Below are 15,236 nucleotides of genomic sequence, written 5' to 3'. Positions count from 1 at the left end.
AATAACATTGTAAAGCCGTATCCACGATTAAATCACCAGCCTCCTAGAAAGCCGGTGAAAAACCGCTGTCACCTCCCGATCGGCGGCGTTTTCATTCAGAAGAGAAAGCGGATTCTGCAAGGTTTTTCCAATTGAGAAATGAGTGGAATCCATCGTTTTTGTACTAAATCACCCGCCTCTCGGAAGGAGGCGAAAAACACAGTTTCCCTTTTTGATCGATGAGTCAACAGGGAAAAAGCTGGGCTGAGGGAAAAGCTTTTCCATTCTGGAAACAATGCTGTGAAGCCGCACGCTCCCTTCCCTTCTATCATCGGCTTCCGGAGCGGCTCGAGCCGACATCAATCAAGCCCTCTCTCCCTCACGAACGTGAAAAAAGAAAAGGCGGCGTCTCCTCTTTATTGTTTTGCGCCGCCTGTCAACTTATGCAGAATAAGAAGCTGGTATGCATTGCATAGTAATAATGGGATGAGCATCAAATACAGCCAATCGCGGTCATTGATGCGCAGCACAGGAAACCATTCGATCACCGTCACAACAACCATAAAAAACAGGGCGGGAACGAACGCACCTTTATTGGTTTGTACACTCTTAACATAGGCAACGGCGAGGCCGACCGCCAAAATAAACAGGGCCACAAGAAGGTAAGGGATGATCGAATCTCCCTTGTCCGCAAACACCATATAGCGAAAATAGACGAGGTCAAACAGGACAAACACGATGAGAACGAGCTGCACCGAATTCCAGAGTGAACGAAAAAAACCGAGGCCGAATCGGTGAATGGTCAAATAGGCAAAAAAACCGGCTTGGCTGATGACGCTAAAAATAAAACCGACGCCAATATGCCAAAACAACACCGCGAGCAGCTCTACGATCTCCAAGCGGACAAAGAGATGCGCAAATTCCTTCCTGTTCAAAATCATGCCAACGGCTGCCGTGGCAATGCCGCCTATCAGCAATGTGGACAAAAACAAACGCACCCATTTGCGGCTGTTCACAGCTTCATCCTCCATCATCAACATCATCCGCTTATCATTTTACCAGCGCCCTTTCGAAAAAGCCAGCTCCATTCCTCTCCATGCATATTTTTTTCACCAACATTCATATTAAGGGTGAGGGATTTTTGCAGAAAGGAGCTCATTTTCATGAACAAACACCTACCGCTCCTCTTGCTCAGTTTTCTCTTTCTCGGTTCTTGTGCCCCTCAAGAAATCAGCCCCCCTCCACCGGATTATGATGAAACGAAAAAAATGGTTGTTGACATTTTAAAAACCGACGAGGGGAAAAAGGCGATTCAAGATATTATGTCTGACGAGCAGATGAAGCAGCAGCTCATGATGGACCAGACTGCTGTGAAAGAGACGCTGCAGCAGGTGCTGACGTCTGAACAAGGAAAAAAATTTTGGGAAAATGCTTTCAAAGACCCGAAATTTGCCGAAAGCTTTGCCAAAGGGTTGCAAAAAGAGCATGAAAAAATGATGAAAGCGCTGATGAAAGACCCTGAATATCAAGGTATGATAATTGACATTCTAAAAGATCCAGAAGCAGAAAAAGCGATGATGGATGTCTTAAAAAGCAAGGAGTTCCGCCAGCACGTGCAAAAAGTCGTAACAGAAACGCTGAACAGCCCGCTATATCAGGCCAAAATTCAAGATATGCTGACAAAAGCGGCGGAATCGCTCCAGCAAGGCGGGGGAAAACAAGAAGAGGGAGGAGAAGAAGGCGGGGAAGGAGAAGAAGGAGGAGGCGGCAACCAACAAGGTGGGAGCGGATAATCAAAAAGCGTCCGGATGCGAAAGGGCGCCGTTCGCCGAAGACGAACACGGTCAGCCCTACAGCCATCGGACGCTTTGTTTTTTACGAGGACTTGGCGACAATTTTACGCGCGATATCCATATAAATTTTCCCAATCGGATGATCTTCTGCATAGACCGACGGGGCGAAGTCGTCGTCATTCCAATCCGGCTGCTGAAGCGGCAGCTGTCCTAACAGTTCGGTTTGCAACTCTTTGGCCAACTTTTCCCCGCCGCCTTTGCCAAAGACGTATTCTCGTTCGCCTGTTTTGCGGCTTTCGTAATAGGACATGTTTTCGATGACCCCGATAATCTCGTGCTCCGTGCGCAGCGCCATGGCTCCAGCGCGGGCGGCGACAAACGCGGCGGTCGGATGCGGGGTTGTGACGATAATTTCCTTGCACGATGGCAGAAGCGTATGGACGTCTAAGGCGACATCACCTGTCCCTGGCGGCAGATCAAGCAATAGATAGTCTAAATCGCCCCACTCGACTTCTTTAAAAAAGTTGTTGAGCATTTTCCCCAGCATCGGTCCGCGCCAAATCACCGGGGCGTTGTCCTCAACAAAAAAGGCCATCGAAATGACTTTTACCCCAAACCGTTCCACGGGGATAATTTTATCGCCCCTTACTGTCGGGCGCTCGGTAATTCCCATCATGTCAGGCACACTAAATCCATAAATATCGGCGTCAATTAGCCCCACTTTTTTGCCGAGACGAGCGAGGGCAATGGCCAAATTGACAGAGACGGTCGATTTGCCGACTCCTCCCTTGCCGCTGGCAATGGCAATATACGTCGTTTTCGGCTTGTGCTGACGATATTTTTCAACTGTTTCGCGCGGCAATTCAGCAAACCGCAGCCCAACAGTCGCTGCCCCCGCGTTTTTCAACTGCTGAACGATCTCCATCTGCAAGCGGAGCTGCTCAGGCGTTCCCGTTTTGGCGAGGGCAATTTTCACGCTGACATGGTTTTTCTCTTCCTTGATTTTAATTTCTTGAATGGCATTCGTTTCTTGAAAGGTTTTATTTAAGAACGGATCTTTCATTTTTTCAAGAATGGCTCGCACGTCATTTGCTGTCAGCATCGTCTTCACCAACCTTTTCACAATCGATGGTTGCTTCTATACGCATCATACCATAAACGGGCAGGCGGCTGCCATGTTGCCGCTCGATTCCGCGAAAACGTCGCGATCGGCTTCAAACCTTCTCGCTAGCGGACGACTTATGACCAAATCGGGCTAGGCCATGAGCGTTTTTTTTCGCCAACAGGGCAAAAAGCACAACTCCCCGCTATTCACGGGGAGTCGGTTCGTTTGAAAAATAGCGCAGCACCCCTTTGTAAATCGAGGCGGCCAACTTTGTTTGATAATGGTCCGAGGCGAGCAGCTCCCGTTCGTCTGGGTTCGATAAAAAACCGACCTCAACAAGCGCCCCTGGAATCTTGGCGTGCTTTAACAAATAAACCGTATCGATCATTTTCGCCGATCGATCGGTATTTTCCAAATTGCGTCGTAGTTCAGCTTGGATGAACTTGGCCAAGCGTTTATTTTCAATCAATGAACCGTAATAAAACGTCTGCGCTCCTCGCCAGCGGGGGGAGGGAATGGCATTGAGATGGATGCTGATGAATAGATCGGCCTCCGCTTGGTTGATCAAAGCGGTGCGCTCACGCAAGTCCTCCGTTTTGCGCCGGCTGTAACCGCGCGTTGACGGGCTGGCCAAGTCGCGGTCTGTTTCGCGCGTCATGAGAACGAGCGCCCCTTGCTGTTGCAAATAGTCGCGCAGTTTTTTCGCGACGCTCAAGGCAATTTCTTTTTCCAGCACTTCGCCGCCAACGGCGCCGCCATCCGGTCCGCCGTGGCCGGGGTCCAATACGATGATTCTCCCGGAGAGCGGGAGATTCCATGGCTTTGTTGAGGTCAAATCGGAAAATAGAGATAGAAATAGAAAAAGCGCTGTGATCGTGACGACAGCCAAAATGGCTAGCCACTTCCACTTTTTGTTCATTGTTTCTCCTCCCGCGCGTTTCCCTTCTCTATCTTATATGGGACAAGGCGCGGGAATAGAACTCGTTTAGCGAAGTTTTAACCGGCGCCGTTTTTTTCCCCGTTCAAATCCTTCCATCCACCAACCGCCGATATAGTGTTCACACGCATAGTAGAGCGACTGGCTCACGAGGTCTTCATCGATGCCGCCCCAGAAACAAAGAAAATCAAACAAAGTGTCGACTAAGTACTTCTCTTCCTGAACACAGCGCCGGCGCACGCTGTCCGCCTCCTCCCCATAATAGCCAAACCGGCTGTAACGGGCGCCGAGCAAGTAGGCTTCAATGGCCAAGTCGATGCAACCTTCCTCGACAACGGACGGAAACACCCGATAGGTTGTATAGAAGGAAAGAAAGTGCTCAAGCACTTTCGCCCGCAGCTTCTCCAACGATAATTCGCGCAGCATGTTCCGTTCGTAGCGCAATTGCTTTTCCTGCCTTTTCTCCGCCAATGAAGTGATGACGGCCATCGTCTTTCACGCTCCTTTACGATGTAGTGTTTAACGATCAGGCGCATTCATACGTGCGGACGAAAGGCAGAAATCAGCAAAAAAACCAGCCAGAAACGACAACAAAAACACCCCGACGCCAAGCACAAGGGTGTTGGGCACAACCTGTAGATGGCTGGTGAAAAACGGTGGTTTCCTTTGAAGGCCGGTGAAAAGGCGCTGTCACACTAATTGGAGGCATTTTCATTCAGAAAAGAAAGCTGATTGTGTGAGGTTTCTCTCATTGAGAAATGGGTGGAACTCAGCAGTATTTTTCCTTAAATCACCAACCTTTTTGATCAATGAATAAAATCGGGCCGTGTGGCAACTGAAAAAGGCCCCCAATCGATAACGATTGGGAGCCCGAACCGAAAGGCTTGTTTTAGCGCTTCGAGAACTGCGGAGCGCGGCGGGCGCCTTTGAGCCCGTATTTTTTCCGCTCTTTGACGCGGGCATCGCGCGTCAGCAAGCCAGCGCGCTTCAGCACCGCGCGGAATTCCGGATCCACTTCAAGCAGGGCGCGAGCGATGCCGTGGCGAATGGCGCCCGCTTGGCCAGCAAATCCGCCGCCTTGAACATTGACCAAAACGTCATAGCTGCCGAGCGTTTCCGTCAACACAAGCGGCTGTTTCACCATTTCGATGAGCGCTTCCGACGGAATATATTCGCGAATATCTCTTTTATTGACGATGATGCGTCCATCGCCCGGAACAAGGCGGACGCGGGCAACCGAGCTTTTGCGACGACCTGTGCCGTAATATTGTACTTGTGCCAACACCAATACCCTCCCTTATCAATTATCCGCGAAGTTCGTATACTTCCGGTTTTTGCGCTTGATGCGGATGTTCGCTTCCGCGGTACACGTGCAGTTTTTTGAACATTTGACGGCCAAGGCTGCCTTTTGGAAGCATGCCACGCACCGCCCGTTCAATCATTTGTTCCGGGTAATTTGTGCGCATTTCAAGCGCGGTTCTCACTTTCAAACCGCCCGGATACAAGCTGTGGCGATAATACAGCTTTTTCGTTAGTTTTTTCCCTGTCAGCTCGACTTTGTCCGCATTGATCACGATGACGTGATCCCCGCAATCGACATGCGGAGTGAAGATCGGTTTATGCTTGCCGCGCAACAGCGCCGCTACTTCGCTGGCCAAACGACCTAACGTCTTGCCAGCTGCGTCGACAACGTACCATTTACGCTCTACTTCCTTCGGTTTTGCCATGTAAGTCGTACGCAATGCCTTTCCCTCCTAAATCATAAAAAGTGAACGAATAAGGTTAGCTCTTTATTTCAACACGATTTGCTGTCCGGGGCTAATCGTGGAAAATACATGCCATATGATATAATAGCCTGCTGGAACGCCGATGTCAAGAAGATGTTACACGAGGATTCGTTGTCATCGTTCCTCTCGTGGCGATGGAGGTGGAAAATCAAGTTGCCTCCGGCGCTTATTCCTTAAGCTCTCGGGCCACGGAAAAGCTCCCGGAGCCGAAGCGCCCTTGTCGCAGCGCTCTTGGCGGAGCGGAAGAGGCGACCTCAAGCTACTGATCGAAATGTTCGTCTCCGTAGTATACGCGCCACAAGTACAGTCCCTGCGCCGGCGCCGTCGGACCAGCAAGCCGGCGGTCCTTAGCGGCAAGCAGCCATTCGATGTCAGACGGCGAACGTTTCCCTTGGCCGACCTCAAGCACCGTGCCGACGATAATGCGCACCATATTATATAAAAAACCGCTGCCGATCAAACGAAATTGAAGCATTGGGCCGTCCGCTTCCACTTCGGCATGGTAAATGGTGCGCACACGGTCCTCCATCGCTGTTTTGGCCGAACAAAAGCCCGTAAAATCGTGTGTCCCCTTCAGCGGGACGAGCGCCTCATTCATGGCGTCTATGTGGAGCGGATACGGGTGCCATGCGCAGTAATGGCGGCGAAAGACGTCGCGCTCGGCCGCGGTCCATACGTTATAGCGATACTCTTTCGCTTTGGCGGAAAATCGGGCGTGGAAGGCGGAATCGGTCTCAGCAGCTGAACGAACGACAATATCATCGGGCAGCTGGGCGTTCAACGCTTTTTTCCATTGCTCAGGAGAAAGGGAAAGCGGCGTGTCAAAGTGGATGACTTGCCCGTAAGCATGAACACCGGCATCGGTTCGTCCGGAAGCTGCCACGCGCACTTCCTTTCCCTTGTGCATTCGCTTGAGCACGCGTTCCAGTTCGCCTTGCACCGTCCGTTTTCCCGGCTGAATTTGGTAGCCAAAAAAATGGGTGCCGTCATACGCGATCACACATTTTATCCTTCGCACCATGGCTTTCCTCCGCTATGAGCGTAGTAGACAAAGCAGAATGGCAAGCAGCACAACCGCCGCGAAACAGACCGTATCCGTCCGTTTCCAAGCGAGCTGGCGAAATTTCGTCCGTCCTTCCCCGCCGCGATAGCCGCGCGCCTCCATGGCTGTCGCCAGCTCATCAGCTCGTTTGAATGAGCTGATAAACAAGGGAACGAGCAGCGAGACGATCGCTTTCATCCGCTCGGAAAAGCGACCGCCGGAGAAGTCGACCCCGCGGGCCGCCTGCGCCTTCATGATTTTTTCCGTCTCTTCCATAAGGGTCGGAATAAAACGGAGCGAAATGGCCATCATCAAGGCGAGCTCATGGACGGGGACGCGCATCTTTTTGAGCGGCCCGAGCAAACTCTCGACGCCGTCGGTCACCTCAATCGGCGTCGTCGTCAGCGTCAGCATCGTCGTCATCAGCACAAGCAGCAAAAACCGGAGCGAAATAAAGATGCCTTGCCGAACGCCTTCCTCATAAATCGTCAACACACCGATTCGATAGAGCACATCCCCTTCTTTTGTCATCCATACATGCAAAACGAAGGTAAACAGCACCACCCATATCACCGGCCTCAACCCACGCATGATATAGGAAAACGGGATGCGCGACAGGGCGGCGAACAAGAACGCAAACACGGACAACAGGGCATAGGTCGCAGCATTATTGGCCAAAAACACAATCAAGACATAGGCGAACACAATGAGCAGCTTGGCGCGCGGATCAAGGCGATGAATGATCGATTGTCCGGGCACGTATTGCCCGATAATCAAATGATTACTCATGAGCGCTCACCCTAGAAAACCAGTCGCGAATCGCTTCGGCCGCCTGTTCGATCGTTAAACATGGCGACGGAATGGTGACGCCAAACCGCCTTTCCAACGCCCGTTTCAACTTGACGGTCTCCGGCACGCTTAAACCGATGGCCGCCAGCCGCTCGGCGTCGCGAAATACTTCCTCCGGGGTCCCTTGGCCCCACACCGTTCCTTCGTGCATCACGATCAGCTCATCGGCATACCGAGCCGCATCTTCCATACTATGCGTTACCAATACGGTCGTTAGCCGCTTTTCGCGATGGAGACGGTAAAACATCTCCATAATCTCCCTCCGCCCCCGCGGATCCAACCCGGCGGTCGGCTCGTCGAGCACTAGCACTTCCGGCTCAAGCGCGAGCACGCCGGCGATGGCGACGCGCCGCATCTGTCCACCGCTTAAGTCAAACGGCGATTTGGCAAGCGTTTCATCGTCCAACCCGACCAACCGGATGAGCTCCCTTGCTTTCCGCTTGGCTTCTTCCTCGGGAACGCCGAAATTCAGCGGACCAAAGCAAATATCTTTTTCAACCGTCTCTTCAAACAGTTGGTGCTCCGGGAATTGAAACACGATCCCGACCTTTTTGCGGAGCGGTTTGAGCTGCTTGGGCCGTTTGCCGCTTGTGATCGTCTCTTCGCCAATTTTCACCGTGCCGCTTGTCGGCTGCAAGAGGCCGTTCAAGTGCTGAAGGAGCGTCGATTTGCCCGAACCGGTATGGCCGACGATGGCGACATACGCTCCGCTTCGAATCGTGACGTTGACGTGATATAGGGCGCGGCGGGCAAGCGGAGAGCGGGCATTGTATATGTGCTCTACGTTTTCGAATACAATGTCCATAGCTCCTCGACCAACTCCTCCATGGTAAAATACCCTAGCCTCAGCGGCAGCCCTTGTTCCCGCAAGCGGCTGCCCATTTTTACCGCAAACGGCAAATCAAGACCGATGCGTTCCAATTTGCTGCCGAGCCGAAAGATTTGCTCAGGCGTCCCTTCCGCCATCACTTCCCCTTTGTTCATGACGATCAGGCGATCGGCCTTGGCCGCTTCTTCAAGATCATGGGTGATCGACAAGACGGTGATGCGATGCTGGCGGTTCAGGCGGCGCACCGTCTCCAACACTTCATCGCGCCCTCGAGGATCCAGCATGGATGTCGCTTCATCCAAGATGATCATATCGGGGCGAAGCGCCAAAATGCCGGCGATGGCGACGCGCTGTTTTTGCCCGCCGGAAAGCCGATGCGGCTCATGTTGAAGGAACGGCTCCATATGCACTTGACGGACCGCTTCATCGATGCGCCAAGCCATCTCAGCACGCGGAATGCCGTTGTTTTCCAAGCCAAAAGCGATGTCGTCCTCGACCGTCGTGCCGACAAACTGATTGTCTGGATTTTGAAACACCATGCCTACGCGACGGCGCACATCCCACACCGTCGTTTCATCCAGTGGGCGGCCAAACAGACGAATCACGCCCCGCTCCGGCCGAAGCAAGCCGATCAGCAGACGAGCGATCGTGGACTTGCCGGATCCATTATGGCCGACGATCGCCAGCCATTCCCCGCGTTCGGCTTGAAAGCTGACGTGTTGAACCGCATACTCCGACTGATTTGGATAACGAAAACATACTTCTTCCAGCGACAAGATCGGTTCGGCCATGATCGTTTCCCCTTGCTCCCGCCGCGTTTGCCGATGCGGCTTTTAAGATATGGTAAACAAAAAAAGGGCATAGATCCAGTTCAAACGAAACTGTCTCGCCCTTGTTGAATGAAACCGTTACACGAGTTCAATAATCACCATCGGCGCCCCGTCACCGCGGCGAGGACCAAGTTTCAAAATGCGCGTATAGCCGCCTTGGCGATCTTGGTAGCGCGGCGCAATGTCGCTGAACAGCTTTTGCAACGCATCTTGGCCCGTTTCGCTGTTGGCGACTTCCTTGCGGATGAACGCCGCTGCTTGGCGACGGGCATGCAAATCGCCGCGTTTGCCAAGCGTAATCATTTTTTCCATCACCGAGCGCAATTCTTTGGCCCGCGCTTCCGTCGTTTCGATGCGTTCATTGATGATCAGGTCAGTGGTTAAATCACGAAGCAACGCTTTCCGTTGCGAGGTCGTGCGTCCTAACTTTCTGTACGACATCAAATGTCCCTCCCTTTTAGAGTGATGCAGTTCTTTGCTGCTGATCGCACCGGCCGCACCGCAAAAGATATGGCCAAAGCACGGCGCCGCTTTCGCCAAAGGGCGGCTTTTAATCGTCTTTGCGCAAGCTGAGACCCAGCTCAGCGAGCTTCGCTTTGACCTCCTCAAGCGATTTGCGGCCAAGGTTCCGCACTTTCATCATATCTTCTTCCGTTTTTTGCGTGAGCTCCTGAACGGTGTTGATGCCGGCCCGTTTCAGGCAGTTGTAGGAGCGAACCGAAAGATCAAGCTCCTCGATCGTCATTTCCAGCACTTTTTCTTTTTGATCATCTTCTTTTTCGACCATGATTTCGGCATTTTGCGCTTCATCGGTCAGGCCGACAAAGATGTTCAAGTGCTCAGTCAAAATTTTGGCCCCGAGCGAAATGGCTTCTTTCGGTCCGATGCTTCCATCCGTCCACACATCGATGGTCAGTTTGTCATAATCCGTCACTTGACCGACCCTCGTATTCTCCACGTGATAAGAAACGCGGGAGACCGGTGTATAAATGGAGTCGATCGGAATGACGCCAATCGGCTGGTCTTCGCGCTTGTTCGCCTCAGCCGGGACATAGCCGCGCCCCCGTTTGGCGGTCATGCGCATGCGCAGGCGGCCGCCTTCCGCCAGCGTCGCAATATGAAGGTCTGGGTTTAAAATTTCGACATCGCTGTCATGAGTAATATCGGCAGCTGTGACAACTCCTTCACCCTGCACATCGATTTCTAACGTTTTTTCCTCATCCGAATAAATTTTCAACGCCAGCTTTTTAATATTTAAAATGATGGCCGTCACATCTTCGACGACGCCTTCGATCGTTGAAAACTCATGCAGAACGCCGTCAATTTGCACCGATGTTACAGCCGCACCAGGGAGTGAAGACAATAGGATACGACGCAAGGAGTTTCCTAAAGTTGTACCATATCCGCGCTCAAGCGGTTCGACGACGAATTTGCCGTAGGTGGCATCTTCGCTCAGCTCGACCGTTTCAATTTTCGGCTTCTCAATTTCAATCATCGATTATTATACCCTCCTTCAAAACGTCGAGACCCCGACCAAACGGTACACGCCTAACAACATTCCCCCATGAATCTTTCTTTTTGCCATGGTCTTTATCATATCCCATTATTGACAATGGGGCAAATTCTATACGAAGCGTTACACGCGGCGACGTTTTGGCGGACGGCATCCATTGTGCGGGATTGGAGTGACGTCTTTGATCGCCGTAATTTCCAATCCAGCCGCTTGCAAAGCGCGGATCGCTGCTTCACGGCCAGCCCCTGGACCTTTGACGTTCACTTCGACCGTTTTCATGCCATGTTCCATCGACGCTTTCGCTGCCGCTTCAGCTGCCATTTGTGCCGCAAACGGCGTCGATTTGCGCGAACCTTTGAATCCGAGCGAACCGGCGCTCGCCCAGGCGATGGCGTTGCCGTGAACATCCGTGATCGTCACGATCGTGTTATTGAATGTCGAACGGATATGAGCGATGCCTGTATCAATGTTTTTTCTTACCCGACGTTTGCGCGTGTTTGTTCTGCGTGCCATTCGTCAAATGACCTCCTTTGCGTGATTATTTTTTCTTGTTCGCTACCGTACGGCGCGGACCTTTGCGCGTGCGGGCATTGTTTTTCGTGTTTTGTCCGCGAACCGGCAAGCCGCGGCGATGGCGAAGACCACGATAGCAGCCAATTTCCATCAACCGTTTGATGTTGAGCGATACTTCCCGACGCAAATCGCCTTCCACTTTCAGGCGGCCGACGATTTCGCGAATGCGGCCAAGCTCCTCTTCCGTCAGGTCACGAACGCGCGTGTCTTCCGATACACCCGCTTCTTTTAAGATTTTTTGCGCGGTCGATTTTCCAATTCCGTAAATGTATGTCAACGAAATGACGACTCGTTTGTCGCGCGGAATGTCAACACCTGCAATACGTGCCATCGTTGTGCACCTCCTTGAAAATTACCCTTGGCGTTGTTTATGCTTTGGATTTTCGCAAATGATCATCACTTTGCCGCGTCTGCGAATGACTTTGCATTTTTCGCAAATCGGCTTGACGGACGGTCTTACTTTCATGTTGTTTCCCTCCTTAAATGAAACGGAGTGCGTCTTTTATTTATACCGATACGTAATTCGTCCCCGCGTCAAATCATACGGCGACAACTCCACCGTCACCCGGTCTCCGGGCAAAATGCGGATAAAGTGCATGCGGATTTTGCCGGACACATGGGCCAACACCGTATGCCCATTTTCTAATTCTACACGAAACATCGCATTTGGCAATGTTTCAATGACGGTGCCTTCCACTTCGATTACATCGTCCTTAGCCATAGGGCGGCTCCCCCTCCTTACGAATGAGTAACATGGTGTTGCGCAAAACCGAACGGACATTGAGCGGGCGATCTTTTCATTCGCTCCTCGCGACTGGGAGCTTTTACGAAACGGTTAAAATTTCATAGCCAGCGTCTGTGATCACAATGGTATGCTCGAAATGGGCACACCGTTTCCCATCCGCGGTGACAACGGTCCAGTCATCCGCCAGTGTTTTCACATGACGGCTGCCGGCGTTGACCATCGGTTCGATACATAAGGTCATTCCCGGCCGCAACACCGGTCCTTTGTTTGGTGGCCCATAATGTGGGATTTGTGGGTCTTCATGTAAGTGTTGACCAATTCCGTGCCCCACATACTCCCGGACGACGGAAAAGTGATTCGCTTCCACGTACATTTGAATCGCGTGGGAGATATTCGTCAACCGCGCCCCGGGCTTCGCCTCAGCGAGCCCGATGTAGAGCGCCTGCTCCGTCACATCGAGCAGCCGCTTCGTCTCGGCATCGATTTTCCCGACAGGATACGTCCAAGCGGAGTCGGCATGATACCCTTGATATTGGGCCCCAACGTCAACAGTGATAATATCGCCTTCCTTTAGCACTCGCTCGCCGGGAATGCCGTGCACAAGCTCTTCATTCACCGAAGCGCAAATGCTGCCCGGAAACCCTTGATATCCTTTAAACGACGGAATGGCGCCATGGGAACGAATCGTTTCCTCCGCAATGGCGTCCAATTCCTTTGTCGTCATCCCGGGACGGATTTCCTTTCTCAACGTTTCCAAGACAAGGGCCACGATTTTTCCCGCCTCGCGCATCAGCGCGATTTCCTGCGCGGTTTTGCAGCGGATCATGCAGACAATCCCCCGAGCAATTCCCGAATATCAGCAAACACCTTTTCCATGTCCTGTTCGCCGTTAATATGGCGCAAATAGCCTTTTTGCTCATAAAAATCGAGCAGCGGCTTCATTTGCTTTTGATTGACCTCAAGCCGATTGGCTACCGTCGCTTCATTGTCATCGGCGCGCTGGTATAACTCGCCGCCGCATTTATCGCACACCCCCGGCACCGCGGGCGGATGAAAAACGAGATGGTACGTCGCTCCGCAATTGCGGCAAATTCGTCTGCCGGTCAGACGCTCGAGCAACACTTCGCGGCGGACATCAATGTGAATGACATAATCGAGTTGGCGGCCGATTTCCGAAAGCATCGTTTCGAGCGCTTCGGCTTGGGCGACCGTACGCGGAAAGCCATCGAGCAAAAATCCGTTTTGGCAATCCGCCTTGCTCAACCGCTCGCGGACGATGCCGATCGTCACTTCGTCAGGAACGAGATCACCGCGATCGATGTATTGTTTGGCCTGCTTCCCTAACGGAGTGCCTTCTTTGATCGCTGCCCGGAACATATCTCCCGTGGAAATGTGCGGGATTCCGTACGCTTCGACAATCTTCTCAGCCTGCGTGCCTTTTCCGGCACCTGGCAGCCCCATCAGCACTAAATTCACCCTAACTCCCCCTAAACGGCAAGGGACGTCCGCTCTTGCCTTATTTGATGAATCCGCGGTAGTGGCGTTTGACTAGCTGGCTCTCGAGCTGTTTCATCGTCTCCAAAGCCACACCGACGACAATGAGCAAGCTCGTGCCGCCAATGCGGGCAGAGGGCGGCAAGTTGGCAAAGTTTACGAAGAACACCGGCAAGATCGCGATCACCGCCAAAAAGATTGAACCGACCAATGTCAACCGATACAAAATTTTTGTCACATATTCTTGCGTGCTTTTCCCTGGGCGAATACCTGGAATATAGCCGCCTTGCTTTTTCAGATTGTCCGCCATCTGCTCCGGGTTGACTTGAACGAACGCATAAAAGTACGTAAAAGCGATGATGAGCGCGACGTAGAGAGTCATGCCAACCGGATGGGTATAGTCAAACGTTCGGCGAATCCATAATGTTACGTCATTCGTGCCAAAAAACGATGCAATCGTCGGCGGCGCAATCAAAAACGACACCGCGAAAATGACCGGAATGACCCCGGCCGGGTTCACTTTCAGCGGCAGATGGGTCGAGTGGCCGCCCACTGGGCTTCGCCCTTCCAACCGCTTCGCGTATTGAATCGGAATTTTCCGGAACGCCTGCTGGATGTAAATGACGCCAACGATCACGGCGATGATCGCCAACGCAACAAGCAGCAGCCGGACGATGCGCAAAAACAAGTCATCGCCAACATTTTCAAACTGTTGGGCGTAAATTTGGTTCAACACCGTCGGAATGCCGGAAACGATCCCGGCGAAAATGATGATCGAAATCCCGTTTCCGACTCCTTTGGCCGTGATTTGCTCACCGAGCCACATCAAAAAGGCGGTGCCCGCGGTCAAGACGACCGCAATGAGCAAATACGTGCCAATGCCCGGATTTTGAATGAGCATCCCGTTGGCCAAATTGTTAAAGCCGTACGACATGCCGAGGGCTTGGATGAACCCGAGCACAATCGTAAAATAGCGGGTAAACTGAGCTAATTTACGCCGGCCAACCTCGCCTTGCTTGGACCATTCCGTAAACTTCGGAACGACGTCCATTTGCAGCAGTTGGACGATAATCGACGCCGTAATGTAGGGCATAACCCCCATGGCAAAGATTGAAAAATTCCGCAGCGCCCCGCCGCCGAAAATGTTCAGGACGCCGAATGCATTCAGTTCATCTTGCAGTTTTAATACATCCGCGTTCACGTTCGGAACCGGAATGAACGTGCCGATGCGGAACACGATCAACATAAGAAGAGTAAAGATAATTTTGTTTCGAATGTCACTGACGCGCATAAAGTTGGAGATTGTCCGAAACATTAAATCACCTCAGTTTTACCGCCAGCCGCCTCAATGGCTGCTTTTGCCGACGCCGAGAACTTGTGCGCTTTGACCGTCAGCTTTTTCTCGATTTGGCCTTTGCCTAAAACTTTCACGCCCGATTTGAGCTTGCTGATGACGCCCGTTTCAAGAAGCAGCTCCGGCGTGACTTCCGTTCCGTCTTCAAAGCGGTTCAATTTGTCTAAGTTTACGACCGCATATTCTTTCCGATGGATGTTCGTAAACCCGCGTTTCGGCAAGCGGCGGAACAGCGGCGTTTGTCCTCCTTCAAAACCGAGGCGCACACCCCCGCCAGAACGAGCATTTTGACCTTTTTGACCACGACCAGACGTTTTGCCGTTGCCCGAACCGATCCCGCGGCCGACGCGAACCGCTTTTTTGCGGGAACCCGGCGCTGGTTGCAATTCATGAAGTTTCATCGCAA

Annotated in this window: 21 protein-coding genes; 1 reads left to right on the top strand and 20 read right to left on the bottom strand. The window is 52.2% G+C overall.

Annotated features, from left to right (window positions below):
• Nucleotides 1–395 precede the first annotated feature (395 nt).
• A complete protein-coding gene (locus NST29_RS00850) occupies nt 396–995 on the bottom strand; it encodes a KinB-signaling pathway activation protein (protein ID WP_033021075.1) in 600 nt (199 codons plus the stop codon).
• A 147-nt stretch (nt 996–1,142) separates the two neighbouring features.
• On the opposite strand from NST29_RS00850, the gene gerD reads away from it, so the two are divergent.
• The gene (gerD, locus tag NST29_RS00845; protein ID WP_033020945.1) at nt 1,143–1,772 is read left to right on the top strand and encodes a spore germination lipoprotein GerD; all 630 of its coding nucleotides are present in this window, start codon (nt 1,143–1,145) and stop codon (nt 1,770–1,772) included.
• An 82-nt stretch (nt 1,773–1,854) separates the two neighbouring features.
• On the opposite strand, the gene NST29_RS00840 is transcribed toward gerD, so the two are convergent.
• From NST29_RS00840 to rplO, 19 genes are all read right to left on the bottom strand, one after another.
• Complete coding sequence (locus tag NST29_RS00840; protein WP_033021077.1) at nt 1,855–2,874, bottom strand: Mrp/NBP35 family ATP-binding protein; 1,020 nt, start codon at nt 2,872–2,874, stop codon at nt 1,855–1,857.
• Nucleotides 2,875–3,079: 205 nt separating this feature from the next.
• Nucleotides 3,080–3,796: an N-acetylmuramoyl-L-alanine amidase CwlD gene (gene cwlD, locus NST29_RS00835; protein WP_033020948.1), complete on the bottom strand. Its 717-nt coding sequence runs from the start codon at nt 3,794–3,796 to the stop codon at nt 3,080–3,082.
• 66 nt (nt 3,797–3,862) lie between these two features.
• Complete coding sequence (locus NST29_RS00830) at nt 3,863–4,303, bottom strand: YbaK family protein (protein WP_033020951.1); 441 nt, start codon at nt 4,301–4,303, stop codon at nt 3,863–3,865.
• 400 nt (nt 4,304–4,703) lie between these two features.
• A complete protein-coding gene (rpsI, locus tag NST29_RS00825; RefSeq protein WP_012820498.1) occupies nt 4,704–5,096 on the bottom strand; it encodes a 30S ribosomal protein S9 in 393 nt (130 codons plus the stop codon).
• Nucleotides 5,097–5,118: 22 nt separating this feature from the next.
• Nucleotides 5,119–5,556, bottom strand: a complete 438-nt coding sequence (gene rplM / locus NST29_RS00820) for a 50S ribosomal protein L13 (RefSeq protein ID WP_061912137.1) — start codon at nt 5,554–5,556, stop codon at nt 5,119–5,121.
• Nucleotides 5,557–5,860: 304 nt separating this feature from the next.
• Entirely contained in the window at nt 5,861–6,622 is a 762-nt protein-coding gene (truA, locus tag NST29_RS00815) for a tRNA pseudouridine(38-40) synthase TruA (RefSeq protein WP_061912138.1), read from the bottom strand.
• 12 nt (nt 6,623–6,634) lie between these two features.
• The gene (locus NST29_RS00810) at nt 6,635–7,432 is read right to left on the bottom strand and encodes an energy-coupling factor transporter transmembrane protein EcfT (RefSeq protein WP_061912139.1); all 798 of its coding nucleotides are present in this window, start codon (nt 7,430–7,432) and stop codon (nt 6,635–6,637) included.
• Nucleotides 7,425–8,297 carry an energy-coupling factor ABC transporter ATP-binding protein gene (locus NST29_RS00805; protein WP_033842678.1) on the bottom strand — a complete coding sequence of 291 codons (873 nt, stop codon included), beginning with the start codon at nt 8,295–8,297 and terminating at the stop codon, nt 7,425–7,427. Before NST29_RS00805 ends, NST29_RS00810 begins: the two co-directional genes overlap by 8 nt.
• Nucleotides 8,273–9,112: an energy-coupling factor ABC transporter ATP-binding protein gene (locus NST29_RS00800; RefSeq protein ID WP_033842679.1), complete on the bottom strand. Its 840-nt coding sequence runs from the start codon at nt 9,110–9,112 to the stop codon at nt 8,273–8,275. Before NST29_RS00800 ends, NST29_RS00805 begins: the two co-directional genes overlap by 25 nt.
• Nucleotides 9,113–9,229: 117 nt before the next feature.
• Complete coding sequence (gene rplQ / locus NST29_RS00795; protein WP_033842680.1) at nt 9,230–9,592, bottom strand: 50S ribosomal protein L17; 363 nt, start codon at nt 9,590–9,592, stop codon at nt 9,230–9,232.
• A 109-nt stretch (nt 9,593–9,701) separates the two neighbouring features.
• On the bottom strand, nt 9,702–10,646 hold the full coding sequence (locus NST29_RS00790; protein ID WP_033020967.1) for a DNA-directed RNA polymerase subunit alpha: 945 nt from the start codon (nt 10,644–10,646) through the stop codon (nt 9,702–9,704).
• A 141-nt stretch (nt 10,647–10,787) separates the two neighbouring features.
• A complete protein-coding gene (gene rpsK, locus NST29_RS00785; RefSeq protein ID WP_011229644.1) occupies nt 10,788–11,177 on the bottom strand; it encodes a 30S ribosomal protein S11 in 390 nt (129 codons plus the stop codon).
• Nucleotides 11,178–11,202: 25 nt separating this feature from the next.
• Nucleotides 11,203–11,568, bottom strand: coding sequence for a 30S ribosomal protein S13 (gene rpsM / locus NST29_RS00780; protein WP_033020970.1), 366 nt, complete (start codon nt 11,566–11,568; stop codon nt 11,203–11,205).
• A gap of 21 nt (nt 11,569–11,589) precedes the next feature.
• Complete coding sequence (gene rpmJ, locus NST29_RS00775; protein ID WP_011229643.1) at nt 11,590–11,703, bottom strand: 50S ribosomal protein L36; 114 nt, start codon at nt 11,701–11,703, stop codon at nt 11,590–11,592.
• 36 nt (nt 11,704–11,739) lie between these two features.
• Nucleotides 11,740–11,958 carry a translation initiation factor IF-1 gene (infA, locus tag NST29_RS00770; RefSeq protein WP_011229642.1) on the bottom strand — a complete coding sequence of 73 codons (219 nt, stop codon included), beginning with the start codon at nt 11,956–11,958 and terminating at the stop codon, nt 11,740–11,742.
• A gap of 103 nt (nt 11,959–12,061) precedes the next feature.
• On the bottom strand, nt 12,062–12,808 hold the full coding sequence (gene map / locus NST29_RS00765) for a type I methionyl aminopeptidase (RefSeq protein WP_033842682.1): 747 nt from the start codon (nt 12,806–12,808) through the stop codon (nt 12,062–12,064).
• On the bottom strand, nt 12,805–13,458 hold the full coding sequence (locus NST29_RS00760; RefSeq protein ID WP_033842684.1) for an adenylate kinase: 654 nt from the start codon (nt 13,456–13,458) through the stop codon (nt 12,805–12,807). The genes map and NST29_RS00760 overlap by 4 nt, the downstream gene beginning before the upstream one ends.
• Nucleotides 13,459–13,498: 40 nt before the next feature.
• Nucleotides 13,499–14,791 (bottom strand): preprotein translocase subunit SecY, encoded by a 1,293-nt coding sequence (gene secY / locus NST29_RS00755; protein WP_061912140.1) that lies wholly within the window; start codon nt 14,789–14,791, stop codon nt 13,499–13,501.
• On the bottom strand, nt 14,791–15,231 hold the full coding sequence (gene rplO, locus NST29_RS00750; RefSeq protein ID WP_061912141.1) for a 50S ribosomal protein L15: 441 nt from the start codon (nt 15,229–15,231) through the stop codon (nt 14,791–14,793). Before rplO ends, secY begins: the two co-directional genes overlap by 1 nt.
• Between the last annotated feature and the right edge of the window lie 5 nt (nt 15,232–15,236).

This window comes from Geobacillus sp. FSL W8-0026 (assembly GCF_037966255.1).
Lineage (GTDB): Bacteria > Bacillota > Bacilli > Bacillales > Anoxybacillaceae > Geobacillus > Geobacillus icigianus.
This window is presented reverse-complemented; position numbering and strand designations above follow the sequence as displayed.

Coding starts and splice junctions, on each gene's coding strand:
- gerD (WP_033020945.1), top strand. CDS start 1,143: ATGAACAAACACCTACCGCTCCTCTTGCTCAGTTTTCTCTTTCTCGGT.
- NST29_RS00840 (WP_033021077.1), bottom strand. CDS start 2,874: ATGCTGACAGCAAATGACGTGCGAGCCATTCTTGAAAAAATGAAAGAT.
- cwlD (WP_033020948.1), bottom strand. CDS start 3,796: ATGAACAAAAAGTGGAAGTGGCTAGCCATTTTGGCTGTCGTCACGATC.
- NST29_RS00830 (WP_033020951.1), bottom strand. CDS start 4,303: ATGGCCGTCATCACTTCATTGGCGGAGAAAAGGCAGGAAAAGCAATTG.
- truA (WP_061912138.1), bottom strand. CDS start 6,622: ATGGTGCGAAGGATAAAATGTGTGATCGCGTATGACGGCACCCATTTT.
- NST29_RS00810 (WP_061912139.1), bottom strand. CDS start 7,432: ATGAGTAATCATTTGATTATCGGGCAATACGTGCCCGGACAATCGATC.
- NST29_RS00805 (WP_033842678.1), bottom strand. CDS start 8,297: ATGGACATTGTATTCGAAAACGTAGAGCACATATACAATGCCCGCTCT.
- NST29_RS00800 (WP_033842679.1), bottom strand. CDS start 9,112: ATGGCCGAACCGATCTTGTCGCTGGAAGAAGTATGTTTTCGTTATCCA.
- rplQ (WP_033842680.1), bottom strand. CDS start 9,592: ATGTCGTACAGAAAGTTAGGACGCACGACCTCGCAACGGAAAGCGTTG.
- NST29_RS00790 (WP_033020967.1), bottom strand. CDS start 10,646: ATGATTGAAATTGAGAAGCCGAAAATTGAAACGGTCGAGCTGAGCGAA.
- rpsK (WP_011229644.1), bottom strand. CDS start 11,177: ATGGCACGCAGAACAAACACGCGCAAACGTCGGGTAAGAAAAAACATT.
- rpsM (WP_033020970.1), bottom strand. CDS start 11,568: ATGGCACGTATTGCAGGTGTTGACATTCCGCGCGACAAACGAGTCGTC.
- rpmJ (WP_011229643.1), bottom strand. CDS start 11,703: ATGAAAGTAAGACCGTCCGTCAAGCCGATTTGCGAAAAATGCAAAGTC.
- infA (WP_011229642.1), bottom strand. CDS start 11,958: ATGGCTAAGGACGATGTAATCGAAGTGGAAGGCACCGTCATTGAAACA.
- map (WP_033842682.1), bottom strand. CDS start 12,808: ATGATCCGCTGCAAAACCGCGCAGGAAATCGCGCTGATGCGCGAGGCG.
- secY (WP_061912140.1), bottom strand. CDS start 14,791: ATGTTTCGGACAATCTCCAACTTTATGCGCGTCAGTGACATTCGAAAC.
- rplO (WP_061912141.1), bottom strand. CDS start 15,231: ATGAAACTTCATGAATTGCAACCAGCGCCGGGTTCCCGCAAAAAAGCG.